Raw genomic sequence first — 24,376 nt, forward strand, 5'->3', positions numbered from 1 at the left:
GAGGCACCGTCGGCCGGCCTTTCCGCGCCGGGCCCGCAAGGCCCGTGCGGCCCACAGGCGAAAATACGCGCAATGTCCTCTTCCAGTTCCCGTCCGCCCGCCGGCCCCGCAGCGGCTCCCGCCCCGGATGCCGGCGGCCCGTCCGCACCCGCGCCGCGCCCCGTGCTTCGCCGTCCCGTCATCGAAGCCAAGGCGGCCAAGGCAGCGCCCGCCCGTCCCGCGCCGGCGCCCCGGCCCTCCCGCGCGCCCGCACCGCCCACCTACCGCACGGCGTCGGGTGGCTTTGTCGCGGCGGTGCGGCAGGCACCCCCGCCTGCCGCACGCACCGTGGCACCCAACGGCCTGGTCAGCTCCCGCCTGAACAAGCGCATGGCCGAACTGGGCATGTGCTCCCGGCGCGAGGCGGATGACTGGATCGCCCAGGGCTGGGTCAAGGTCAATGGCGAGGTCGCGGAGATGGGCGTGCAGGTGCTGCCCACCGACCGCATCGAGGTCGACAAGGTCGCCCAGGGGTTCCAGGAGCAGCGCGTCACCATCCTGCTGCACAAGCCCATGGGCTATGTGAGCGGGCAGGCCGAGGACGGCCACACGCCCGCCGTGGCGTTGATCAACCCCCGCACGCACTGGCGCGACGACCCCAGCCGCAACCGGTTCTCGCCGCCGCAGCTGCGTGGCCTGGCGCCGGCCGGGCGGCTGGACATCGATTCGGTGGGCCTGCTCGTTCTCACCCAGGACGGCCGCGTGGCGCGCCAGCTCATCGGCGAGGACTCCACGGTGGACAAGGAGTACCTGGTGCGCGTGCAGTACGGCGATGTCGCCACCGACGTGCAGTCGGCCTTCCCGCGCGAACAGCTCGCGCGGCTGTGCCACGGCCTGGCGCTCGACGGCCAGCCGCTCAAGCACGCCCAGGTCGACTGGCAGAACCCCGAGCAGCTGCGCTTCGTGCTCACCGAAGGCAAGAAGCGCCAGATCCGCCGCATGTGCGAGCTGGTGGGGCTCAAGGTGGTGGGGCTCAAGCGCATTCGCATCGGCCGCGTCACCCTGGGCAACCTGCCGGTCGGGCAGTGGCGCTACCTTTCTCCCGGCGAACGGTTCTGACAGGCCGGGCGCCCCGGCTTCTTCCTGTGTCGCTTGACCATTCCTGAACGGAGCCTTTCCACCCATGTCCCCATCACCGCGCCGCGGCGCCAATGCAGCCGGCCCCGGGGCAAGGCGCCCCGCCGAACCCTCCACGCCGGGCCCCCTGCGGCAGTTGCGCGTTTCCGACCTGCGCGGCGTGGCGCGGCTGGCCACGCAGGCCACCACGGGTATCAGCCGCGTGGCCGAGGGCGTGCACCAGTCGGTGCTGGGCACCCTGGGTTTGCCTGGCGGGGCGCAGCCCGGGCAGGCGCGGGGCCTCACGGGGCTGGTCTACCAGAGCATTCGGGGCGTGACATGGCTCGTGGATGCGGGGCTGCAGGCGGGCCTGGCGCGGCTGGAGCCGTTTTTCGAGCCTGCCGTGCCGCACACCGGCGTGCAGTGGGAGCGCGAGGCCGTGCTGGCCGCCCTCAACGGCGTGATGGGGGACCGCCTCCAGCGCGACGGCAACCCGCTGTGCACCCGCATGGGGTTCCACCGGGAGGGGCTGCCGCTCGACCTGCCCGCCCTGGCCGCCAGCGGCGCGGCCACCGGCAAGGTGCTGGTGCTGGTCCACGGCCTGTGCATGAACGATCTGCAGTGGCGGCACGGCGGCCATGACCATGGCGCCTACCTCGCGCAGGCGCTGGGCTGCACGCCGGTCTACCTGCGCTACAACACGGGCCTGCACACCTGCGCCAATGGCGCGGAGCTCGCGGCGCAGCTGGAATCCCTCGTGAGGGACTGGCCGGTGCCCGTGACGGAGGTGGCGGTGCTGGCCCACAGCATGGGCGGGCTGGTCGCGCGCAGTGCGTGCCACCAGGCGGTGGCGCGGGGGCTGGGCTGGCCGGCGCTGCTGCGCCACCTGGTGTGCCTGGGCACGCCCCACCATGGCGCGCCGCTGGAAAAAGCCGGCCACTGGGTGGACATCCTGCTGGGCAGCACGCCGTATTCGCGTCCCTTCGCACGGCTGGCGCAGCTGCGCAGCGCGGGCATCACCGACCTGCGCCACGGCCACGTGCTGGAATCCGACGGGCAGGGGCGCGACCGCTTTCACCGCCAGCCTGACCGGCGCGTTCCGGTGCCGCTGCCCGAGGGCGTGGCCTGCCATGCCATCGCCGCCACGCTGGCCGCGCGGCGCAGTCCGGTGGCTGAGCGGCTGGTGGGCGACGGGTTGGTGCCGTTGCACAGTGCCCTGGGCATCCACGATGATGCGCGGCGGACCCTGGGTTTTGCCAAGGATCGGCAGGCCGTGTTCCACCGGATGGGCCATCTGGCGCTGCTGGGCGATGCGGGCGTGGCGCGGCAGCTGGAGCAGTGGCTTCGGCCCGCGTGAGCGGCAAAGGGAGGAAAGCGGTCCGGTGGTCCGCTTTTCCATGCCAACGGCCTTGTGGGGCCTTGGCCCGCGGCTACCATGTGGCCATGAATATGTGACAAGGAGAAACTAGTGAGCGACGTGAAATACCGGCTGGTAACCCGCAGCGACTTCGACGGCCTCGTGTGTGCCGTGCTGCTCAATGAGCTCAATCTCATCGACGAGATCACCTTCGTGCACCCGAAGGACATGCAGGACGGCAAGATCGCCATCACCAGCCGCGACATCACCACCAACCTGCCCTATGTGCCGGGGGCCCACCTGGTCTTCGACCACCACGAATCGGAAACCGTGCGCAACTCGGGCCGGCGCGACGAAAACCACATCATCGAGGCCCATGCGCCGTCGGCGGCCCGCGTGGTCTACAACCACTATGGCGGCAAGGCGGCCTTTCCGCGCATCACCGACGAAATGATGGCGGCGGTGGACCAGGCCGACTCCGCCCAGTACTCCCGCGAAGACATCCTGGACCCCCAGGGCTGGGTGCTGCTGAACTACATGATGGATTCGCGCACGGGACTGGGGCGTTTCCGCGACTTCCGCATCAGCAACTATGCGCTGATGATGGACCTCATCCAGTATTGCCGCGACCACGACATCGCCGACATCCTGGCCCTGCCCGACGTGCAGGAGCGCGTGCAGCTGTACCGCGACCATGCCCCCAAGGCCCAGGAGCAGCTGCAGCGCTGCGCCATCCGCATCGGCAAGCTGGTGGTGCTGGACCTGCGCGAGGAAGAAACCATCTGGGCCACCAACCGCTTCATGATCTACGCGCTGTTCCCCCAGTGCAACATCTCCATCCACGTGATGTGGGGCCTGCAAAAGCAGAACACGGTGTTCGCCACGGGCAAGTCCATCCTCGACCGCAGCAGCCAGGTGCACATCGGCAACCTCATGCTGGAGTTTGGCGGCGGCGGGCATGCGGCCGCGGGCACCTGCCAGGTGGCCAACGACAAGGCCGACAAGATCCTGCAGACGCTGGTGCAGCGCATCACGATCGAGGGCTGAAGCCCGCCCCCTCAGTCGTCGCTGAGCAGCGCGCGGTAGATGGCGGCGCCCAGCAGCGCGCCTGCGATGGGCGCTGCCCAGAACACCCACAGTTCCGACAGCGCATAGGCCGGGCCAAACAGCGCCGGGCCGGTGCTGCGCGCGGGGTTGACCGAGGTGTTGGTCACCGGGATGGAGATCAGGTGGATGAGCGTGAGGCACAGGCCGATCGCCAGCCCGCCAAAGCCGCTGGCCGCGCGTTTGGCCGTGGCGCCCAGGATCACGATGAGGAACACGGCCGTCAGCACGACCTCCGTCACCACGGCGGCCACCAGGCCATAGCCGCCGGGGGAGTGTTCGCCATAGCCGTTGGTGGCGAAACCCCCGATGTCCGCGCCCGGCTTGCCGGTGGCGATGAGGTACAGCACGCCCGCCGCGGCGATGGCGCCCAGCACCTGGGCCACCACGTAGCCGGGCAGCTCGGACGCCTTGAAGCGGCCACCCAGCGCCAGCCCCACCGACACGGCGGGATTGAAGTGCCCGCCCGAGATCGGTCCCAGGGCATAGGCCCCCGTCAGCACCGTGAGGCCAAAGGCCAGGGACACGCCGACAAAACCAATGCCCAGCTGCGGGAAGGCGGCAGCCAGCACGGCGCTGCCGCAGCCTCCCAGGGTCAGCCAGAACGTGCCGAGGAACTCGGCGGACCATTTTTGAAGGGATGTGGGCATGGCAGGACGGCTCCGAAAGAAAAAAGGGCACAGGGCTCTGGAAGGCTGCTCTCTTCGGAACAGCGGCGGCGCGTGCATCTTATGGGGGGCAAATGACAAAAAATACTGCCAGTTGCCTGCAGATTGTCAACAATCTTCAGCGCCCGGCCCCGTCTGCCCGCCGTCTGCAGGGACGGACGGCAGGCCGCGCCGGAGGCCGCCGTGTGCGAAACACCCTTGAAATCAGCCAGTCCGCCCCGAGGTGAACACGCGCGAACGCCTTTCCTCGCCACCCCCGTGGCCCGTGAAAGGCGTTCCCTTGCACCTTACACAGCAATCTCCAAGACACCATGAGCACCAAACAGACCCTGTCTTTCCAGGCCGAAGTGGCCCAGCTGCTGCACCTTGTCACGCACTCGCTGTACTCCAACCAGGAGATCTTCCTGCGCGAGCTGATCTCCAACGCCTCGGACGCGTGCGACAAGCTGCGCTTCGAAGGCCTGAACAATTCCGCGCTGTTCGAGGACGCTCCCAACCTGGAAGTGCGCGTGACCTTCGACAAGGACGCGAAGACGCTCACCATCACCGACAACGGCATCGGCATGAGCCAGCAGGAGGCCATCGAGCATCTGGGCACCATCGCCAAGAGCGGCACCAAGGACTTCATGGGCAAGCTCTCGGGCGACCAGAAGCAGGACGCGCAGCTCATCGGCCAGTTCGGCGTGGGCTTCTATTCGGGCTTCATCGTGGCCGACAAGATCACGGTCGAGTCGCGCCGCGCGGGCCTGCCTGCCGACCAGGGCGTGCGCTGGGTGAGCGGCGGCACGGGTGACTTCGAGGTGGAAACCATCACCCGTCCGCAGCGCGGCACCAGCATCATCCTGCACCTGCGCGACGACGCCGAGGAATACCTCAACGCCTGGAAGCTCAAGTCCGTCATCGCCAAGTATTCGGACCACATCAGCCTGCCCATCCTGATGGAAAAGGAAGAGTGGAAAGACGGCGAGCTGATCAACCCTTCGGACGAGAACGGCGGCCGCCAGCCGGGCGCCATGGTCAAGACCGGCGAGTGGGAAACCATCAACAAGGCCAGCGCCCTGTGGACCCGCCCCAAGAAGGACGTGACCGACGAGCAGTACGCCGAGTTCTACAAGACCATCAGCCACGACCATGAAGCCCCGCTGACCTGGGCGCACAACCGCGTTGAGGGCAACACCGAGTACACGCAGCTCCTGTACATCCCCGCCAAGGCGCCGTTCGACCTGTGGAACCGCGACAAGAAGGCCGGCGTGAAGCTGTACGTCAAGCGCGTGTTCATCATGGACGACGCCGAGGCGCTGATGCCCACCTACCTGCGCTTCGTCAAGGGCGTGATCGACTCGGCCGACCTGCCGCTGAACGTGAGCCGCGAGCTGCTGCAGGAAAGCCGCGACGTGCGCGCCATCCGCGAAGGCTCGACCAAGCGCGTGCTTAGCATGCTCGAGGACCTCGCCAAACATGACAAGCACGACACCACGGCCAACGCGGACGGCGTGACCGATGTGGTCGATGCCGACGACAAGGCCAAGGAAGGCAAGTACACCGCGTTCTACAGCGAGTTCGGTGCCGTGCTCAAGGAAGGCCTGGGCGAAGACTTTGGCAACCGCGAGCGCCTGGCCAAGCTGCTGCGCTTTGCGTCCACCACCAGCGATGCCGTGACGGTGGGCTTTGCCGATTACAAGGCCCGCATGAAGGAAGGCCAGGAGGCCATCTACTACATCACCGCCGACACCCTGGCGGCGGCCAAGAACAGCCCGCAGCTCGAAGTCTTCAAGAAGAAGGGCATCGAGGTGCTGCTCATGACCGACCGCGTGGACGAGTGGGCGCTGAACTACCTGCACGAATTCGACGGTACGCCGCTGCAAAGCGTGGCCAAGGGCGCGGTGGACCTGGGCAAGCTGCAGGACGAGGCCGAGAAGAAGGCCGCCGAAGAGGCCGCCGAGACCTTCAAGCCCGTGCTCGCCAAGCTCAAGGAGGCGCTCAAGGACAAGGCCGAGGACGTGCGCGTGACCACGCGCCTCGTCGATTCACCCGCGTGCCTGGTGGTGCAGGACGACGGCATGAGCACCCAGCTCGCGCGCATGCTCAAGCAGGCTGGCCAGCAGGCCCCGGAGACCAAGCCCGTGCTGGAGGTCAATGCCGAGCATGCGCTGGTCAAGAAGCTCGACGGCAGCGTGCATTTCCACGACCTCGCGCACATCCTGTTCGACCAGGCGCTGCTGGCCGAAGGCGGCCTGCCCGAAGACCCGGCGGCCTACGTGCGGCGGGTGAATGCGCTGCTGGTGTGACAGGCATGAAATAGGCTTCTGGCGCCCGGCCATCAAGCGCCGATAGCTATTAAAAATAGAGCAAACCCCGTCGATGCCAGGGCATCACGGGGTTTTTTTGCGCCGGCGCTGGCGTCCTCCGCGCCAGCGGGCGGGGGCGGTGCGCCTCAATCCTCCGGCCGCGCCTGCTCCAGCAGGCGGTCGTGCGCGCGGTTGCGCTCCTGCGGGTCGGCGTCGATCAGCTCCTTGAGCGCGCCCTGCGGCGCCAGCAGCCCCTTGCGCCGGTCATTCTTGACGGGCAGGTTGCGCCAGCCCGAGAGCACCAGCCAGTCCCAGAGCTCGGGCGGCACGGGGCAGGTGATCGCCATCTTGACCGGCCCCCGGATGATGAACGTGCCCACCGCCGGCAAGGGCCCCACCGGGGCAGGCCGGCGCTGCTGGCGGATGGAAAAGAGGTTGCGGAACAAATCCTTCATGGCCGGGGCAACTCGCTGGGGGATCTGGGATGGCGCAGCATAGCCCAGTGCCGTGGAGTCGGTCCACTGCCCGGGGGCGCCTGCGCGCCACGGCCTGCGTGGTGGAAACAATACGCAATACGGTTCACGAACGTTAACGATTGTTTCTGCGCGGATTACGCCTGCCGCGCTCGATAAATTCAGGCCCTGCCTTTGCCCATGGCGGCCCAGGCGCGTTCACGCACTCCCTCGCATTTTTTGCCAGCCCTGAGGGGCCTGGTGAGGTCGCGGCGTGGCCGGAAGTTCGAGCCATCCACTTCAGGAGAATTCAATGCCCTATCGATTGACGCGACTATGGACGAGCGGCCGCGCTCCCTGGCGCGCGCAGACATCCAGCGGGTCCATGCAGCCTGCCAGCGATGCCACCGCGCAGGCACGCGAGGTTCCTGCGGCTGCGCCCGCGCAGCGCGCCGTGCGCCGCTTCCGCTGGCTCTTGCTGGCCAGCGGGTTGTTTGCCGGGGCCGCCCTGGCGCAGTCCGCCGACCTGGTGGTGAACCATGCGGATTCCCCGGACCCGGGGCCCGCCGGAGGCATCTTCACGTACACGCTGCGCATCGACAACAACGGCCCGAACGGCGCCACCGGCGTCACGCTGGTAGACACCCTTCCCGCGGGCTCCACGTTCATCGACGTGAACACCACGGCGGGCTCGTGCAGCGAGGCCGGCGGCACCGTCAACTGCGCCGTGGGCAACATCGCGTTCAACACCAACCAGACCGTGACGATCCGCGTGCGGCTGCCTTCCGCGGGCGTGTGGACCAACACCGCCACGGCCTCCAGCGCCACGTCCGATCCCAACACCAGCAACAACGTCAACAGCGTGCAGGACACCACCGCCACGCAGGCGGCCGACCTGGCGCTCGTGGCCACGCCTTCCACGGCCAACGTGGTGGCCGGGCAGGCCTACAGCTACGCGCTGCAGGCTGCGAACAACGGCCCGAATGCGGCCGATGGGAGCCAGCGCATCACCTTCACCGTGCCGGCCGGCGCCTCCATCACGTCGACGCCCACGGGCACGGGCTGGTCGTGCACGGCCTCGGGCGGTTACCCGCTGAACAGCGGCACGGTGACCTGCACCCGCGCGGGCACGCTCGCCAACGGAGCGTCCGCCGCCGTGCTGACGGTCCCCGCCGTGTCCAACGTCAACGGCACGGTGACCGCCGCATTCGCCATCGACGGCCTCAAGCCCGACAACTCGGCCATGCCGGACGGCAACACCTCCAACAACACCACCTCCGCCGACGTGACCTCCGCCTCCGGTGCCGATGTGGCCATCACCAAGAGCGCCGCCAGCTCCAATGTGGCCCAGGGCACCAACGTGGTGTACACGCTCACGCCGCGCCTCAATGGCGGGGAGTCGCTGGTGGGCCGGCCCGTCACGGTGACCGATACGCTGGGCGCGGGGCTCACCTTCGTGTCCGCCGTGGGCACGGGCTGGACCTGTGACGCCACGATCACCTGCACGCGCACGGAGTACACCGGTGCCAACTTCACCAACATGCCCGTCATCACCGTGACCGCCACGGCCGACAGCGCGGGCACGCTGGGCAACACGGCCGCCGTCAACACGCCGCTGGCCGACCCGGTGCCCGCGAACAACTCGGCCTCGGTCAACGTGACGGCCAGCAACGATGCGGACATGCAGCTGACCAAGACGGCCAGCATCAACCCGGTAGTGCCGGGCCAGGCGTTCAACTACACGCTGACGGCGCGCAACACCGGCCCCTTGGCGGTACCCAACGGCCAGGCGATCACCATCTCCGACGTGGTGCCTGCCGGTGTGACGCTCAACAGCCTTGTCAGCGCCACGGGCTGGACCTGCGATGCACTGCCCTTTGTCGGCAACGGCGTGGCAGCCTGGAACTGCACCCGCTCCACGGGCCTGAACGCGAACTCCAATGCGCCTGCCGTCACGGTGTCCGCCGTGCTGGCCAGCGCGGGTACCGTCACCAACAATGCCTGTGTGGCGCTGGGGGGAGGTGCGCGAGTGGACAGCAACGGGACGAACAACTGCGTGGGCGTGGGCGTCACCGCCACCGCCACCCAGGCCGACCTGCGCGTCGTGTCCAAGACCGCAGCGCCGGACCCCGTGGTCGCGGGCCAGAACCTGACCTACGTCATCACGGTCGACAACGTCGGCCCGGCGGCCGCCAGCAATGTCATCGTGTCGGACACGCTGGCCAGCCTGGTGACCACCGGCGGCTTCCAGTCCGCCGTGGCCTCGCAGGGCAGCTGCACGCCCAACGGCGTCACCAACGGCACCCCGCAGAACCTGAGCTGCAACCTGGGCACGCTGAACTCCGGCGCGCAGGCCACGGTGACCGTGGTGGTGCGCCCCAGCATCGCCGTCACCGGCCCGCGCACCAACACCGCCACCGTGCGTTCCGCCGACGTGGGCGACCCCAACCAGGCCAACAACAGCGGCAGCGTGACCAGCCAGGTCACGGCCATCGTGGACGTGACCGCCGCCAAGACGGCCACGCCCTCCACGGTCGCGGCCGGTGCGCCCATCACCTTCGTGGCGACCATCGGCAACACGGGGCCTTCCACCGCACAGACCGTGCAGATGGTGGACACCCTGCCGTCCAATGCCGCCTTTATCGACGTGGTGAGCGTGAGCGGGGGCGGCAGCTGCGTCCCCGTCGCGGCAGGCACGGTGGGCGGAACGCTCACCTGCAACTGGGCCAGCATCAATGCCGGCGTGCAGCAGACGGTGAACTACCGCATGCGTCCCCTGGGCAACGCGGCAGGCAGCAGCGTGGTCAACAGCGTCGCCGCGACCACCGCCACCACCGAGTCGAGCCTGGCCAACAACAGCGCCACCACCACGACGCCCGTCACGGCGCCGCAGCTGGACATCCTGGTGAACAAGGTGGACAGCTCCGACCCGGTGGACCTGGGGCAGTCGACGACGTACACGATCACGGTGAACAACAGCGGCCCGTCCTTCGGCACCAACGTGGTGATGACCGACGTGTTCCCCGCGCCGGGCTCCTCGCCCACGGCCACCTTCAGCTACCGGGGCTCGCTCACGGTGAATGCGGGCGGCTCCTGCACCGAGCCCGCGGTGGGTGCGACCAGCGGCACGCTGATCTGCTCCTTCCCGGGGCTCAGCAGCGGCCAGAGCGCCACCATCACCTACGTGATGCGCGCTGAAACCCTCACCGTCGCGGGGGCCACCAGCGGCACCGCGTTCAACCAGGCGAGCGTGGTGGTGGAGGAAACCGAGACCACGCTGGCCAACAACGTGGTGACGCATGACACGACCGCGCGCCGCTTCACCGTGGCCACGGACCTGGCTCTGACCAAGACGGCGCCCGCGGGCCCGATCGCACCGGGCGCGGCGCTGGACTACACGCTGGTGGTGACCAACAACGGCCCGCTGGCCAGCGATGGCGCGCAGGTGGTGGATGTGCTGCCGGCGGGTGTCAACTTCGTCTCCGCTGCCGGGTGCGTCAATGCCTCGGGCACCGTGCGCTGTGCGGTCGGCGCACTGGCGGTAGGGGCTTCGCGCACCTTCACGATCAGCACCATGCTGTCGTCCCCCTACAGCGGCGCACGTCCGCTGGTGAACTCCGCCACCGTGGATGCGCCGGGCGATACCAACCCGCCCAACAACACGGCCAGCGCCACGACCACGGTGTCCAACACCACCAGCAGCATCCCCACGCTGTCCGAGTGGGGCCTGATCCTGCTGGCAGTCCTGCTGGGGCTGATGACCTGGCAGCACCCTGCCGTGGGTCGCCGCCGGTAGTGCGCGCGTGGCAGCGGCTATCGTGGTGATCGCGCCGGGATAGCCTGCTGCTCGCGGCCCGGTCCAAGGCCAGCACGCTGCCTGCGTGCTGGCCTTTTTTCATTCCGGGATGCGTGTGGGGTGCGGGAGGTCCGCCGGGTGTGTGCCGCGGGCTGCGTGTGCGCCGCGTGGGCCGGCCCGCACGCTGGCGGGGGAGGGCGCGGGGGCCGTCTAGCCGCGCGAATCCGCGGCGTCCAGCCGGTAGCCCATGCCGTAGATCGCAGTGATCGTGTAGCCGTTGCCCGGGGTCAGCTGCAGCTTGGCGCGCAGGCGCGATACATGGGTGTCGAGCGAGCGCGAAGCCGCCTCGCTGATTTCGCCCCACACGACTTCGCGCAGGTGCGCGCGGGACAGCAGCCGCCCCGCGTTGCGGAACATGAACAGGGCCAGTTCGTACTCGCGGTTCTTCAGCGCCAGCGGAGCGCCGTGCAGGGTCAGCAGCCGCCGCTCCGCGTCGAAGCGGTAGGGGCCGAAGACCAGCGCCTCGCCCATGGTCTGCGGGTAGGCCCGCCGCAGCAGGGCCGAGACGCGTGCCACCAGCTCGCCCATGCGCACCGGCTTGGTCATGAAGTCGTCGGCGCCCCGGTTGAGGGCCTCGATCACGTCGCGCTCCTCGTTGCGCCGGGTGACCAGCAGGATGGGAAGCTGGTGCCCGATCATCTCGCGCATGCGCTGTATGACCTCGATCCCGTTCATGTCGGGAAGATGCCAGTCTGCGATCAGCAGATCGAAGGTCTCGTGGCGCACGTCCTTGAGCAGGCTCGCGCCGCTGGCATAGAAGTGGCACACGTGGTGGAGGCGCTCGAGGGCGCCCTTGATCATGTCGGGCAGGAGGGGGTCGTCGTTGAGGACGGCAATGCGCATGGTGGTGTGAGTCTTCGGGCCTGGAGGCCCTTCGCAAGTCAGAAAAATGCCCTTCTTGAAGGTCGTTTTTCTGATGGTGCGCGACATCGCACCCGCGTGCACACGGGTTGACAATCGTTTGCAATGAAGAGGCGCCAAGGGCATCGCCGGCACCCGCGGCGTGAACCCCGTGGCGCGGCACGCAGGCCGCGGGGCTGCCTCAGGCGGACAGGGGCTCTTCCTGCATGGCCTCGATCTGCTCGATCAGCATGTCCACCTGCCCGCGCCAGTAGTCGCTGGTGCCGAACCACGGGAAGTTGACCGGGAAGATCGGGTCCTGCCAGCGGCGCGCGAGCCAGGCGCTGTAGTGGATCAGGCGCAGCGTGCGCAGCGGCTCGATGAGCGCCAGCTCGCGGCGGTCGAAGCCGCGGAACTGCTCGTAGCCGTCGATCAGGGCGCCGAGCTGGTGGGTGCGCTGGCGCCGGTCGCCCGACAGCAGCATCCACAGATCCTGCACGGCCGGGCCCATGCGGGCGTCGTCCAGGTCCACGAAGTGCGGGCCGCCCCGGCCCCATTCGTCCAGCGGCGTCCAGAGGATGTTGCCGGGGTGGCAGTCGCCGTGCAGGCGGATGGGGGTGGCATCTTTCAAGCTAAATGGGGCTCCAGCGCTTGATGGATAAGCGCTGGCAGCTATCAATTCAAGAGCCTTTTCGCACTGGGCCTTCCACTGGGCCTGCATGTCGAGCGGGATGATTTCCCGGGCAAGCAGCCAGTCGTACGACGCCGTGCCAAAGGTCTGCACGTCCAGCAGCGGGCGGTGCACAAACGGCCGGGCCGCGCCCACGGTATGGATGCGGGCGAGAAAGCGGCCGATCCATTCGAGCACCTCGAAGTCATCCAGCTCGGGCTGGCGGCCGCCGCGCCAGGGGCTGACCGAAAACGCAAACCCGTCGTGCTGGTGCAAGGTGCTGCCGTTCAGCACCAGGGGCCCCACGGCGGGCACCTCGGCGGCCATCAGCTCGGCGGCAAAGGCGTGCTCTTCCAGGATCTGCGCCTCGCTCCAGCGGCCCGGGCGGTAGAACTTGGCCACCACGCGCTCGCCGTCTTCCAGCGTGACCTGGTACACCCGGTTTTCGTACGACGACAGGGCCATGAGGCGCCCGTCGCCATACAGGCCCACGCCGGCCAGCGCGTCCAGCACCTGGTCGGGGGTGAGGCGGGCGTAGGGGTGCTGGTCGGCGGGGGGGCGGGTGTCGGGAGGCAATGGGGTCATGCCCCATTGTCGCCGCCCTCCCCGGCATGTCCCGCGCGTTGCGTGTCAGCGGGGCAGCATGGTGGCGATGTGCCCGGCGCGCGGGTCGCCGCTGCCGGCCAGCACGGCGGCAAACAGCGCCTGCGTGGCCTCGGGCCCCTCATGGTTGTGCACCACCAGCCAGGGGTTGGAGGCGGTCTGTACGGCGGCGCTGAACTGGTTCCAGGCCGCCACCAGGCGGTCGTTGAGGCCCTGCGCACCCCAGTCGGCGTGGCGCTTCTTGACCTGGGCGGGCGCAAAGAACATCACCGGGCGCGGGCCGGGCAGCTGGCCGACACCGCCCAGATCGCCCACATGACTTGCACCCACCGAGCAGCTGTAGGCCAGGCCCGTGAAGTGGGCGTGGATGCGCTGGCGCAGGCCCACGCTGCCCGCGAAGTCGATGTACACGCTGGGCGTGGCGCCGTCGAGCTGCGATTCCAGCGCGTCGTAGGTGACCACGCGGTCGTAGCAGCCCAGGCTTTCGCAGAAGGCCACATTGCCCGGCGACGTCAGCCCCACGACCTCGATGCCGCCCCGTTGCGCCAGCTGGAACGCGGTGCCGTAGGCCGTTTTGCTCGACGCGCTGGACAGCAGCATGCGCCTGGCGCCGAAGAACTGCTGGTCTGCCAGAAAGTCGTCGATGAGCCACGAGGTGATGAACAGCGGCCGCAGCAGCGCCTGCACGTCCTCGTTGTCGGCGCGGTACAGCGGGTCGGTGCGGGTGCGCAGGTAGTGGTTGTAGACGGCGTGCAGGCCCGCGCGGTGGGGGGCACCGTCGTTGAAGCCGGCCGCGTTGGCGCGCTGGGGCGAGAGCACCGCCTGGGTGCCCATGGGCCAGTAGCCGTACAGCCGCTCGCCCACCGCCACGTCGGGGTGCGATGACTCGGTCACCGTGCCAAACCCCCACACGGGCACGATGCCCCAGCCGGGCTCGCTGGTGGGGAAGAACTGCCAGTAGTTGAGCATGTTCCCCAGCGCGGCATAGGTGATGTTGTTGGACGTGAGGGCGAACTGTTCGACCCGCACGCGGACCTGGCCCTCGGCGAGTGCAGGTTCTTCGGCGGCCCACTGGCGGGTGGTGGCCAGCTGGTCCTGGCGCACGAGGAGGGTGGTGGTGGTGCTCATGCCGCGACGCTAAACGAAACCCCCCGCCGGCTCAAGATGCCCGCGCCGCCTGCGCGACAGCGCGGCACGGCCGCTCAGCCGCCCAGGGGGTGCGCCAGCTGCTCGAACGGAAGCGACTGCTTGACCAGGATGACGGTGCAGGGCGCGTCGCGCGCCACGCGCATGGGCACCGTCGCGATGAAGCGCTGGGTGTGCAGGCCGTGGGTGGCCGCGCCCAGGATCATCATGCTCACGTGGTTGCTGGCGGCGTAGCGCACCAGCGCCTGGGCCACGTCGCTGGCTTCCAGCACGTGGTAGCTCGCGTGGTGGCCCGACAGGTCCAGCCCCTGCGCCCATTGCCGCAGGCGCGCCATGTGCTGGCGGTGCAGCGTGGTCTCGCTGCGTTCGCTGTCGCTCGTGCTGCTGGCCGAGGGCGAGATCACCGTCACGCAGGCCAGGCGCGCGCCGGGCCGGATGCCCAGCGAGCGCGCGACCGCCTGGCGCAGCGAATACAGCGTGGCATCGCTCACGTCGGCATGTGGCACGGCCACCATGAGGATGGGAGTCTCCTCGATCTGCTGCGCGGGCAGGGGGCTGGGCTGGTAGTGCATGCCCGCCGCGCGCACCCAGCGGCGCAGGTGCGTGGTGAGCGGCGTGCCCTGCGTGCGCTGGCCGCGCGCGGTGATGGGCACCTGCGCCGGGTGGGTCAGGTCGAACGCCAGGTGGGCGGCCGAGGGGTAGCGGCTGGCGGCCTCGGGCTCCAGGCAGCGCAGGATGGCTTCCTGCAGCCAGGGCGGGATGTCGGCGCGGTGCTTGCGGGGGGGCGCGGGCGTCATCCACAGCCGCTGGCGCAGGCCGCCCTGCGTGGTGGGCGAGCCAAAGGGCAGCTCGCCGGTGGCCAGCTCGTACAGCATCACGCCGATGGCGAAGATGTCGCTGCGCGGGTCGCCGCGCACGCCCACCACCTGTTCGGGGGCGATCCAGGTGGGCGAACCCACGGCCTGGCGCATTTCCTCGGCCAGCAGGTCGGGGTAGTGCGCGTGGCACGAGAGCCCGAAGTCCAGCAGCACGGCGTCGCCGTTGCTCTTGATGAGCACGTTGGCCGGCTTGAGGTCGAGGTGGCAGACGTTCTGCTGGTGCAGGCTGTGCGCGGCGTGGGCAATGGCCGCGCCCAGCCGCGCAATGGTCTCTGGCGGGGTGGGCGCCATGCCCGGACCGGCGGCGCCGTCCAGCCAGTGCTGCAGCGTCTGGCCCGGCACGTATTCCATGACGAGGTAGGGCAGGCGCACCAGGTCGCCGGCGGCGACGAAGCGCGGCACGTGGGGGCCGGTGAGGACCGGAAGGATCTGCAGTTCGACCTCGAAGCCCACGATGTTCTCCGCGCCGTCGCCCGCGGTCATGCGCGGGATCTTCATCGCCATCGGAAAGCCGGGGCTGCGGCCTGCCTGCGCGTACTCCACGGCATAGATATGCGCCATCCCGCCCGCGTGGATGCATTCGGCCACGCGAAAGCCGTCGATCTCGGTGCCGGGCTCAAGCAGTTTCATGTTGATTTTCCCTTGCGCCGCGTGCCGCGCTGGCGCCGTCCCCCTGCCCGCATCCCCCAGCGATGCGGGGGCGGGAGAAGCGGCGCAGCCGCTCAGGGGGGTGTTTCATCCCTACTGGCCTTTTTCCAGGCGGTCCGCATAGAAGCCGGGCAGGCCCGCCGCGCGGATGGCCGCCGCGGCGGCCAGGTGGTCGTACGGCACCCGGTGGAAGGTGATCTGCGCCGCCGCGTCGTCGAACAGCGCGTACATGGCGCGTGCGTCGCCGTCGCGCGGCTGGCCCACGGAGCCCACGATGGCGAGCCACTGGCGGTGCGGCGGCACGGGCACGGGCACGCCGGGCTCGGGCGCAAAGCGCATGAGCTTGGCGGTGGGCGTGAGGAAGTACAGCACCTGCTCGTGCACATGGCCGCAGAACACATAGCGGATGGCGGGGTCGATGGCCTGCGCCGCCATCATGCAGCGCTCGGCCGCGTTGGAGTCGTCCACGTAGCGCCACTGGGCAGGTGCGTCGGCGCTGGCGTGCACGAGCAGGGCGTTGCCGCCCAGCCGCGCGGTCAGCGGCAAGGCCTGCAGGAAGGCGTGGTGCCGCGACGCGAGGCGGTCGTGCGTCCACCGCGCGCCCAGCTCTGCGCGGTTGCGGGGCGTGGCGGGCGGCGCGAGCGCCATGGCGTCGTGGTTGCCCAGCACGCACAGCGCGCCGTTCTGCGCGAGCGCCATGGCCTGGTCTGCCACGGCCACGGGGTCGCCGCCGTAGCCCACGAGGTCGCCCAGCAGGGCGAATCGCTGGGCGCCCTGCGCGCGGGCATGCTGCAGGCAGGCGTCCAGGGCCTGGCGGTTGGCGTGGATGTCGGAGAGGAGGGCGGTCTTCATGGCGCGAGTATTGGGCACCATCATCGCGCGCGTGGCTGAATGCCAGCTTGCAGCGCGCGGGCCGGGCGCCGGGGAGCGTCATGTCGCATGTAAAAATAGCTTCCAGCGCTTGGCTGGCAAGCGCTGGAAGCTATGATTTTTGTAGCTATTACAGGCTGCGCTGGCGCGCGGGCTTGTCCAGGGCCAGCACCAGGGCCAGGGCGATGATGGCCGGCAGCGCCTGGGTGAAGAAGATCTTGGGCACGGCGGTGGCGGCGCCGAAGACCCCGGCCACGATCACGCAGCCCAGGAAGAAGATCTTGAACAGCCGGTTGCCGGTGAACAGCCCCCAGAACAGCCCGGCGGCCAGGAAGCCGTTGTACAGCCCCTGGTTGGCCGCCAGCGTCACGGTGGCATCGGCCAGCTCCTGGGTCAGGTTGAAGGTCTTCAGGCCCAGGGGCTTGTTCCAGAAGAACATCTCCAGCACCAGGATGTACACATGCTCGATGGCCACGAGGGCCACCGCGATGCGGGGAAGCAGCAGCCGGCCCATGGCTTACACCAGCGTGATGGTCACGTCGATGTTGCCGCGCGTGGCGTTGGAGTAGGGGCAGACCTGATGGGCTGCGTCCACCAGCTTCTGGGCCGTGGCCTTGTCCAGGCCGGGCAGGCTGATGGCCAGGCGCGCGGCGATGCCGTAGGCGTTCGGGATGGGGCCCAGGTCCACTTCGGCGTCGATGGACACGTCCTGCGGCACGGGGATGCCGATCTTGCCGCCCACGGCCTTCATCGCGCCGATGAAGCAGGCTGCGTAGCCCGAGGCGAACAGCTGCTCGGGGTTGGTGCCAGTACCGGAGGTGCCGGGCGAGGACAGCTTGACGTCCAGGCGGCCGTCATCGGTCTTGGCGGCGCCGTCACGGCCACCGGTCACGTGGGCCTTGGCGGTGTAGAGGACTTTTTCGAGTTGCGTCATGGTGTCTTCCTTTGCAGTGGGTCAATGAATGTCCGCGATGCGGACGGGGGGTGGAAACGAACGGTGAAAGAAAAGGGTCAGCGCGGCGGGTTGATCCGGTCGCGGAAGGTCTTGAGCTGGCCGGTCAGGGCGGTCAGCTCGGGCAGGGTGCACTGGCTGCTTTCGAGCACGCAGGGCGGAATGTTTTCCGCCTTGTCGCGCAGCGCCCGGCCCGGGGCCGTGAGGCTGATGCGCACGCGGCGCTCGTCCTGCGCATCGCGGATGCGGGCGATCAGGCCCGAGGTCTCCAGGCGCTTGAGCAGCGGGGTGAGCGTGCCCGAGTCGAGGAACAGGCGCTCGCCGAGGTCGGAGACGGTCACGCCGTCCTGCTCCCACAGCACCAGCATCACGAGGTACTGGGGGTAGGTCAGGCCCACGGCCTCCAGCAGGGGCTTGTACAGCTTGGTCATCGCCAGCGAGGCGGAATACAGCGCGAAACACACCTGGTTGTCCAGGCGCAGCGCTGCCGGGCTGGGGGTGGTGGAAGTGTTGCTGCGTGCCATGGGGTGGATTGTGCGGTGCAATTCAATTGCGTGCAATTGAATTGTGTAATCTTTTGTTGCTGGGTTGGTTTTTGCGGACGGACGCGGCGGCCTTTCGCCCACGGTGCTATCCGCGCGCAGCGCGTGCCATCAAGGCGCAAGAGGCCCGGCCCAGCCTGGCCGCGGCCTCTGCGGGCTGTCAACGCCCGGTGAAACGCGCGGGCCGCTTTTCAACGAAGGCGCGCACGCCCTCGGCCGCATCCTCGCTGTTGGCCAGCTGTTTCTGCACGGGAATGAAATCGGCCACCGCGGCGGCCTGCCCCTGCTCGATGGCCTTGAGCACGTTGAGCCGCGTGGCCACCACGGCCCGTGGCGCCTGGGCCTCGATGCGCCGGGCGATGGCGATGGCCTCGTCCAGCACCTGCGCGGCGGGCACCACCTTCTGCACGAAGTTCAAGCGCAGCGCCTCGCTGCTTCCGAACTCGTCGGCGGTCAGCAAATGCAGCAGCGCATTGCCGGTGCCCGCGCGTTCGGCCATGCGCAGCGTGGCGCCGCCCGTGGCCATGATGCCGCGCTGCACCTCCATCTGCGAGAAACGGCAGTCATCGGCGGCGACCACGATGTCGGCGCCCAGCATGAGCTCGATGCCCACCGTGAAGCAGATGCCCTTGACCGCCACCACCATGGGCTTGCTGCGGCGCCGGTAGCCGGGCAGGCCGTAGTCGTGGGGCTCCACCAGGCCTTCGGGGATGGCTTTTTCGCCGCGCTGCATGTAGGCGCTCACGGCGGGCAGGTCCAGCCCGGCGGTGAAGTGGTCGCCAAAGGCATGCAGCACGCCCACGCGCAGCTCTGGGTCATCGTCGAGCCGGGTGTAGGCCTCGGCCAGCTGGCGGAACATGGGCGGCGTCCAGCCATTGCGCTTGGCCGGGCGGTTGATGCCGATCAGCAGCACGTGGCCGAGTACCTGGGTGTCGATGCAGCCTTCGGCCGGGGGCGTGGTGGGGGTAATGCTGCTGGTCATGGGCGCAAATGTCTCCTTGCCCATGATTGAAAACCCAACGCGATGGGCGCGCCGTCCCCGGAGGGACAGCGCGCCTGGGGGCCTCAGTAGGTGTAAACGCCCTGGCCCGTCTTGCGGCCCAGGCGGCCGGCCGCCACCATTTCCTTGAGCAGCGGGCAGGGGCGGTACTTGCTGTCGCCGAACTCGGTCAGGTACACGTCCATCACGGCCAGGCACACGTCCAGGCCGATCATGTCGGCCAGCGCCAGCGGGCCGATGGGCTGGTTGCAGCCGAGCTTCATGCCCGCGTCGATGTCCTCGGGCGTGGCCAGGCCCTCGGCCAGCACGAAGAAGGCCTCGTTGATCATCGGCACCAGGATGCGGTTCACCACGAAGCCGGGCGCGTTCTTCACGGTGATGGGGCTCTTGCCCAGGGCCTCGGCCAGGGCCTTCACGGCGTCGTGCGTGGCATCGCTGGTTTGCAGGCCGCGGATGATCTCCACCAGCGCCATCATGGGCACGGGGTTGAAGAAGTGCATGCCGATGAAGCGGTCGGCACGCGACGTGGCGGCGGCCAGCTTGGTGATGGAGATCGAGGAGGTGTTCGAGGCGATCAGCACCTCGGGCGCGACCAGCGCATCCACCTGCTTCAGGATCTTGAGCTTGAGCTCGTAGTTCTCGGTGGCGGCCTCGATCACGAGCTGCGCGGCCTTGAGGTCGTCGTAGCTGGTGGAGACCTTGATGCGCGCCAGCGCCGCGTCCTTGTCGGCCGCCGTGATCTTGTCCTTCTTGATCAGGCGGTCCAGGCTGCCCGACACCGTGGCCAGGCCTTTTTGCACCGCGGCATCGGAGATGTCGACCATCACCACGTCGATGCCAGAGACCGCGCAGGCCTGTGCAATGCCATTGCCCATGGTGCCCGCGCCGATGATGCCAACCGTTCGAATCGTCATATAGAGAGCTCTCTTCAAAGTGAAACAGACGGGCAGCATGGTAAAGCGAATCGAACGCCCGTTCGGTTATCGTGCCTCCACACCGCCGCCATGTACGGCGCAGGAGGCAACACAACATGTTCGATTACATCGTCATTGGCGGCGGTTCGGCGGGCTCCGTCCTGGCGGGCCGGCTGACCGAAGACCCCGCCGTGCGGGTCTGCCTGCTCGAAGCAGGCCCGGCCGACAGCAGCGTGCTCATCCATTGCCCCGCGGGGCTGGCCGTGATGGCCAAGTTCGAACTCAACGGCTGGGGCTTCAACACCACGCCGCAGGCCGCGCTGAACCACCGCAGCGGCTACCAGCCGCGCGGCAAGGTGCTCGGGGGCTCCAGCTCGATCAACGCCATGGTCTATATCCGGGGCCAGCATGCCGACTACGACCATTGGGCCGCCCAGGGCAATCCCGGCTGGGGCTGGGAGGATGTGAAACCCTACTTCCTGCGTGCCGAGAACAACGAGCGCGGCGCCGATGCCTGGCATGCCCAGGGCGGCCCCTTCAACGTGGCGGACCTGCGCGCGCCAAACCGCTTCAGCCAGTACTTCGCCGACGCGGGGGTGCAGGCCGGGCATCCGTACAACGCCGACTTCAACGGCGCCACGCAGGAGGGCGTGGGGCCGTACCAGGTCACGCACAAGAACGGCGAGCGCCACAGCGCCGCCAAGGGCTACCTCACGCCGCACCTGGCACGGCCCAACCTCCAGGTCGTCACCGGCGCGCAGGCCACCCGCATCCTGTTTGACGGCCGGCGCGCCGTGGGCGTGGAATACCGCCAGGGCGGCGCGCTGCGGCAGGTGAAGGCCTCGCGCGAGGTGCTGCTGAGCGCGGGGGCGCTGCTGTCGCCGCAGCTGCTCATGCTCTCCGGCGTGGGGCCGGGCGCGCAGCTGCAAAGCCACGGCATCCCGGTGCTGCATGGCCTGCCCGGCGTGGGCGCGCACCTGCACGACCATCCCGACGTGGTGCAGGTCATGGATGCGCCCGCGCTCAAGGACCTGTTCGGGCTGTCGCTCTCGGGCATGGCGCAAACCCTGCGCGGCATCCGCGAATGGCGGCGCAGCCGCACGGGCATGCTGACCACCAACTTCGCCGAGGCCGGTGGCTTCATCAAGAGCGATCCGTCCGAACCCGCGCCCGACCTGCAGCTGCACTTCGTGATCGGCAAGCTCGTGGACCACGGCCGCAAGACGGTGTTCGGCCACGGCTACTCGGCCCACGTGTGCCTGCTGCAGCCGCGCAGCCGGGGCTCGGTGACGCTGGCGAGCAAAGACCCCATGGCCCTGCCGCTGGTGGACCCGCAGTTCCTCGCCGACCCCGATGACATGCGGCGCATGGTGCGCGGCTTCCAGCGCACGCGCGAGATCCTCGCGCAGCCTGCGCTGGCGAAGTTCGGCGCCAAGGAGCTGGCGGCATCCGCCAACGCGCGCACCGACGTGGAGATCGAGCAGTTCATCCGCCAGTACGCCGACACCATCTACCACCCCGTGGGAACCTGCCGCATGGGGACGGGGCCCATGGACGTGGTGGATGCCGAACTGCGCGTGCATGGCCTGTCGGGCCTTCGCGTGGTGGACGCGTCCATCATGCCTCGCATCGTGAGCGGCAATACCAACGCACCGACGGTGATGATCGCGGAGAAGGCGGTGGACCTGCTGCGTGCGCGGGTGTGAAGGAATTCACATTTGTGGCACTGAACGCGGTTTTTAAGGTTCGAAGAAGGTCTGCTTAAGGAGTTTTTAACAGGCAAACCGGCCGCGCTTTTCTAGACTTCTTTTCATGGAAGCGGGTGCATGGTGCACCCGGCCCGGCACCCCTAGAAGCAGGGTGTTGAGAGGCCCCACGAGGCCATGAAAGAAGCAGATGAAGATTGATGCCCGCGAAATTGCCGCACTGACCCAAGCCCAGCCCGCCGCTCCCCGCATGGACATGTACGCCAGCATCCACAAGGCGCTGCGCGCCTTCATGGCCGACACGCTGCTGGGCCTGGGCCGCATGGATGTGGACGACGACCTGGAGTTCGCCCACACCTGCGACCGTGTGATGCAGCTGCTGGACCTGTGCCGCGCGCACCTGCACCACGAGAACCAGTTTGTGCACGCCGCCATGGAGGCGCGCCAGCCCGGCTCCAGCCAGAGCATTGCGGGTGAGCATGTGGAGCACGAACAGGCCATCACGGCCTTGGCAGACGGGGTGAACCACCTTATGGCCTGTGCCAAGCCCGCACGGGCTGCGGCCAACCTGGCCCTGTACCGCCAGCTGGCGCTGTTTGTGGCACACAACTTCGAGCACATGCACGAGGAAGAGACTGCGCACAACCGCGTGCTCTGGCAGTGCTACACCGACGCGGAACTGGCGGGTGTGCACGATGCGCTGGTGGCCTCGATCCCGCCGCACGAAATGATGGTGGTAGCCCGCTGGATGGTGCCCTACATGTCACCGGCCGAGCGCACGGCCATGCTGTCGGACATGCAGCAGCATGCGCCCGCCCCCGTGCTGGCCGCCGTGCTGGCGCAAGTGCAGCCGCACCTCACGCAGCCCGAGTGGACCAAGCTGATGCGCAGCCTGGGCCTGCCGGTGGTGCCTGGTCTGGTGCACTGAGGCGTCAGGCGTCTTCCAGCACCACGGGGCGCAGCACGCACAGCCGAAAACGCCCGCGCCCTGTTTTTTCGATATGGATGTGCGGGCAGTTCTCCTGCAGGCGGCGCTGCAGCAACAGCAGGCGGGCCTCCAGGTTGTCGGCCACATCGGGCAGGCGCAGGGTGGGGTCCAGCCGCAGTTCGCGGTTGGTGAAGTCCACGCGCCCGGTGTGCTGGTGGTCGCGCAGCAGCTTCCAGATGATGGCTCCTGCCACGCCCTTGATCAGGTAGTCGTCGTTGATGAACACGCTGTCATTGGCCGCAAAGTGGCGCACCCGCAGCGCGCTGCCGCTCACTGGCGTTGCTACAGCGGGGGCGGGCAGGGGCTCGGTCGCATCGGGCGCTGCCTGCAGCAGGTCGATGGCGGCAGCCAGCTGGCCCGCAATGGCCACCAGCAGGTCTTCATCTTCGAAGCCAAAGCGCATGTCCTGGGGGCTTTCGGCAAACAGCACGCCCAGCGGGCGTCCGGCGGACATCAGGGGCACCGCCACCTGGCTGTGCGGCTGGGCCAGGCCCGGGTAGGGAATGTCCAGGCCGCGGGCGGGCTGGGGATCGCTGGTGCCGGCATGGGCATCCAGGCTCTCGCGGATGGCGTGGCTGTAGCGGGCGGCATTGGTGAAATGGCTGATGCGCACGGGTGTCCCTTCCTGGGCCGCGACGCCGATCACCCCCTGGCCGAGGCGGATCTCCGATCCGACGCCCGAGGTTGCGTAGCCGCAGCTGGCCACCGTGTAGAGCTGGCTGGAAGGCGCGTCGAGCAGGAGCACCATCGCGTGCTCGATGTCCAGCTGCTCGCGCAATGCGCCCAGGGTGCATTGCAGCAGCTCGTCGAGCGCGGTGCAGCGGGCCATGCGCTCGCTGCAGGCCCGCAGCGCGTGCAGCATGCCGGGGCGCGGCGCTGGCGGAGGCAGGCTCTCGCCCGCCACGGATTCGATGCGGTCCACCGCGTAGATGTCGGCCCCCTTGAGTTCGAAGACGCCCGCCATTCCCGCGTGCGAGGCAATGCCCGCCAGCTGCGCGCGCATGCTCTCGAACACCGGGCCCGTGGCTTCCGTGCGCTGGTAGACGAGGTGCAGGCGGTAGAAGCTGGCCGTGCGCGGGTCCAGGACCAGCACCGAGGCGCGGGGGTTGCGCAGGATGTTCTGGCGCGTCTTGTTGAAGAACTGGAACGACAGGGCGACATGCCCTTCGTCCACGTACACCGCCTGCGAGATGTAGGCGACGTTGGGGGTTCCATCGGCGTCGCAGGTGGCCATGACGGCCGGTATCGCTCCTTCCAGGCAGGGGCGGATCGTGTGCAGGGACAGGAGGGACTGGCTCATGGCTGCGGCGCGGGCAGCGCGGCGCCCGCGCGCGGCCCCGGTGTCTGGTCGAAGGCCCTGGCCGGCGTGAAGCTGACGGCGACCACGTCCGCCAGCGGCGCTGCCAGCATCGCGCCCACGTAGCGCGGACCGTACCCCACCAGGCCCACCTCGTGTTCCATGGAGCGCAGGTACGCCTCCAGCAGCGGCGCGTCGGCGGCGGCGGCCGGGCGCTGCACCGCCCGGCTGGCCTTGAGCTGCAGCGTGCGGTGCGTGGACGGCTCGCTGAAGACGACGGCGATCTGCCCTGTCTCGGCAATGTCCTGCAGCAGTTGCCGCGACTGGCTGCGGCGCAGGAAGACGGTGACCTGATGCCCGTCCGCGCTGATGTGGGAGCCGACCGCGCGCATGATGCTCGGCTGCAGCTGGGCGTTGCACGATGCCACGATGGCCGACACGCCCTTGGCGACCATGGCCATGCGGTCCGGATCCAGCAGCGGGGGAAGGGCCATGGCGGGTG

General features: G+C 68.8%; 21 protein-coding genes. 7 read left to right on the top strand and 14 right to left on the bottom strand.

Going from position 1 to position 24,376, the window contains the following annotated elements:
* Positions 1 to 72: 72 nt before the first annotated feature.
* The 3 genes from AC3RCE_RS03375 to AC3RCE_RS03385 all read left to right on the top strand — a co-directional run bounded on the left by AC3RCE_RS03375 (position 73) and on the right by AC3RCE_RS03385 (position 3,499).
* Complete coding sequence (locus AC3RCE_RS03375) at positions 73 to 1,098, top strand: pseudouridine synthase (RefSeq protein WP_492254528.1); 1,026 nt, start codon at positions 73 to 75, stop codon at positions 1,096 to 1,098.
* A gap of 64 nt (positions 1,099 to 1,162) precedes the next feature.
* Complete coding sequence (locus tag AC3RCE_RS03380) at positions 1,163 to 2,452, top strand: esterase/lipase family protein (RefSeq protein ID WP_492254529.1); 1,290 nt, start codon at positions 1,163 to 1,165, stop codon at positions 2,450 to 2,452.
* Positions 2,453 to 2,563: 111 nt separating this feature from the next.
* Complete coding sequence (locus AC3RCE_RS03385; protein ID WP_218293065.1) at positions 2,564 to 3,499, top strand: exopolyphosphatase; 936 nt, start codon at positions 2,564 to 2,566, stop codon at positions 3,497 to 3,499.
* A gap of 11 nt (positions 3,500 to 3,510) precedes the next feature.
* On the opposite strand, the gene aqpZ is transcribed toward AC3RCE_RS03385, so the two are convergent.
* On the bottom strand, positions 3,511 to 4,206 hold the full coding sequence (aqpZ, locus tag AC3RCE_RS03390) for an aquaporin Z (RefSeq protein WP_492246303.1): 696 nt from the start codon (positions 4,204 to 4,206) through the stop codon (positions 3,511 to 3,513).
* Positions 4,207 to 4,535: 329 nt separating this feature from the next.
* Between aqpZ and htpG the strand changes: the two genes are divergently transcribed.
* Positions 4,536 to 6,512, top strand: a complete 1,977-nt coding sequence (htpG, locus tag AC3RCE_RS03395; RefSeq protein WP_492254530.1) for a molecular chaperone HtpG — start codon at positions 4,536 to 4,538, stop codon at positions 6,510 to 6,512.
* A gap of 146 nt (positions 6,513 to 6,658) precedes the next feature.
* Here htpG and AC3RCE_RS03400 read toward each other — a convergent pair whose 3' ends face one another.
* Positions 6,659 to 6,967 (bottom strand): hypothetical protein, encoded by a 309-nt coding sequence (locus AC3RCE_RS03400; protein WP_218293068.1) that lies wholly within the window; start codon positions 6,965 to 6,967, stop codon positions 6,659 to 6,661.
* Positions 6,968 to 7,349: 382 nt separating this feature from the next.
* Here AC3RCE_RS03400 and AC3RCE_RS03405 point away from each other — a divergent pair, with 382 nt between their 5' ends.
* Complete coding sequence (locus AC3RCE_RS03405; protein ID WP_492254531.1) at positions 7,350 to 10,760, top strand: IPTL-CTERM sorting domain-containing protein; 3,411 nt, start codon at positions 7,350 to 7,352, stop codon at positions 10,758 to 10,760.
* 210 nt (positions 10,761 to 10,970) lie between these two features.
* Here the strand turns inward: AC3RCE_RS03405 and AC3RCE_RS03410 are convergent, their stop codons facing one another.
* The 10 genes from AC3RCE_RS03410 to AC3RCE_RS03455 all read right to left on the bottom strand — a co-directional run bounded on the left by AC3RCE_RS03410 (position 10,971) and on the right by AC3RCE_RS03455 (position 19,883).
* A complete protein-coding gene (locus tag AC3RCE_RS03410; protein ID WP_218293070.1) occupies positions 10,971 to 11,663 on the bottom strand; it encodes a response regulator transcription factor in 693 nt (230 codons plus the stop codon).
* Between the two features lie 199 nt (positions 11,664 to 11,862).
* Positions 11,863 to 12,915: a serine/threonine protein kinase gene (locus tag AC3RCE_RS03415; protein ID WP_492254532.1), complete on the bottom strand. Its 1,053-nt coding sequence runs from the start codon at positions 12,913 to 12,915 to the stop codon at positions 11,863 to 11,865.
* A gap of 45 nt (positions 12,916 to 12,960) precedes the next feature.
* A complete protein-coding gene (locus AC3RCE_RS03420) occupies positions 12,961 to 14,061 on the bottom strand; it encodes a DUF2855 family protein (RefSeq protein WP_492254533.1) in 1,101 nt (366 codons plus the stop codon).
* A gap of 74 nt (positions 14,062 to 14,135) precedes the next feature.
* The gene (locus AC3RCE_RS03425) at positions 14,136 to 15,587 is read right to left on the bottom strand and encodes a protein kinase domain-containing protein (RefSeq protein ID WP_492254534.1); all 1,452 of its coding nucleotides are present in this window, start codon (positions 15,585 to 15,587) and stop codon (positions 14,136 to 14,138) included.
* A gap of 111 nt (positions 15,588 to 15,698) precedes the next feature.
* Positions 15,699 to 16,457, bottom strand: a complete 759-nt coding sequence (locus tag AC3RCE_RS03430) for a metallophosphoesterase family protein (RefSeq protein ID WP_218293074.1) — start codon at positions 16,455 to 16,457, stop codon at positions 15,699 to 15,701.
* Between the two features lie 148 nt (positions 16,458 to 16,605).
* Positions 16,606 to 16,989 (bottom strand): DUF1304 domain-containing protein, encoded by a 384-nt coding sequence (locus AC3RCE_RS03435; RefSeq protein ID WP_369641293.1) that lies wholly within the window; start codon positions 16,987 to 16,989, stop codon positions 16,606 to 16,608.
* A gap of 3 nt (positions 16,990 to 16,992) precedes the next feature.
* Positions 16,993 to 17,409: an organic hydroperoxide resistance protein gene (locus AC3RCE_RS03440; protein WP_218293076.1), complete on the bottom strand. Its 417-nt coding sequence runs from the start codon at positions 17,407 to 17,409 to the stop codon at positions 16,993 to 16,995.
* Positions 17,410 to 17,486: 77 nt separating this feature from the next.
* Positions 17,487 to 17,951, bottom strand: coding sequence for a MarR family winged helix-turn-helix transcriptional regulator (locus AC3RCE_RS03445; protein WP_369641294.1), 465 nt, complete (start codon positions 17,949 to 17,951; stop codon positions 17,487 to 17,489).
* Between the two features lie 178 nt (positions 17,952 to 18,129).
* The gene (locus tag AC3RCE_RS03450) at positions 18,130 to 18,951 is read right to left on the bottom strand and encodes a crotonase/enoyl-CoA hydratase family protein (RefSeq protein ID WP_492254535.1); all 822 of its coding nucleotides are present in this window, start codon (positions 18,949 to 18,951) and stop codon (positions 18,130 to 18,132) included.
* Positions 18,952 to 19,034: 83 nt separating this feature from the next.
* A complete protein-coding gene (locus tag AC3RCE_RS03455; protein WP_218293079.1) occupies positions 19,035 to 19,883 on the bottom strand; it encodes a 3-hydroxybutyryl-CoA dehydrogenase in 849 nt (282 codons plus the stop codon).
* 116 nt (positions 19,884 to 19,999) lie between these two features.
* Here AC3RCE_RS03455 and AC3RCE_RS03460 point away from each other — a divergent pair, with 116 nt between their 5' ends.
* Both AC3RCE_RS03460 and AC3RCE_RS03465 read left to right on the top strand, forming a co-directional pair.
* Positions 20,000 to 21,589: a GMC family oxidoreductase gene (locus tag AC3RCE_RS03460; protein WP_218340580.1), complete on the top strand. Its 1,590-nt coding sequence runs from the start codon at positions 20,000 to 20,002 to the stop codon at positions 21,587 to 21,589.
* A gap of 190 nt (positions 21,590 to 21,779) precedes the next feature.
* Entirely contained in the window at positions 21,780 to 22,517 is a 738-nt protein-coding gene (locus AC3RCE_RS03465) for a hemerythrin domain-containing protein (RefSeq protein WP_218340579.1), read from the top strand.
* Positions 22,518 to 22,521: 4 nt separating this feature from the next.
* Here AC3RCE_RS03465 and AC3RCE_RS03470 read toward each other — a convergent pair whose 3' ends face one another.
* Together AC3RCE_RS03470 and AC3RCE_RS03475 are read right to left on the bottom strand one after the other, a co-directional pair.
* Positions 22,522 to 23,877, bottom strand: coding sequence for a GAF domain-containing protein (locus tag AC3RCE_RS03470; RefSeq protein WP_492254536.1), 1,356 nt, complete (start codon positions 23,875 to 23,877; stop codon positions 22,522 to 22,524).
* Positions 23,874 to 24,368: a hypothetical protein gene (locus AC3RCE_RS03475; RefSeq protein ID WP_218340577.1), complete on the bottom strand. Its 495-nt coding sequence runs from the start codon at positions 24,366 to 24,368 to the stop codon at positions 23,874 to 23,876. Before AC3RCE_RS03475 ends, AC3RCE_RS03470 begins: the two co-directional genes overlap by 4 nt.
* Positions 24,369 to 24,376: the final 8 nt, after the last annotated feature.

Source organism: Acidovorax sp. GW823-FHT05D11 (genome assembly GCF_058795695.1).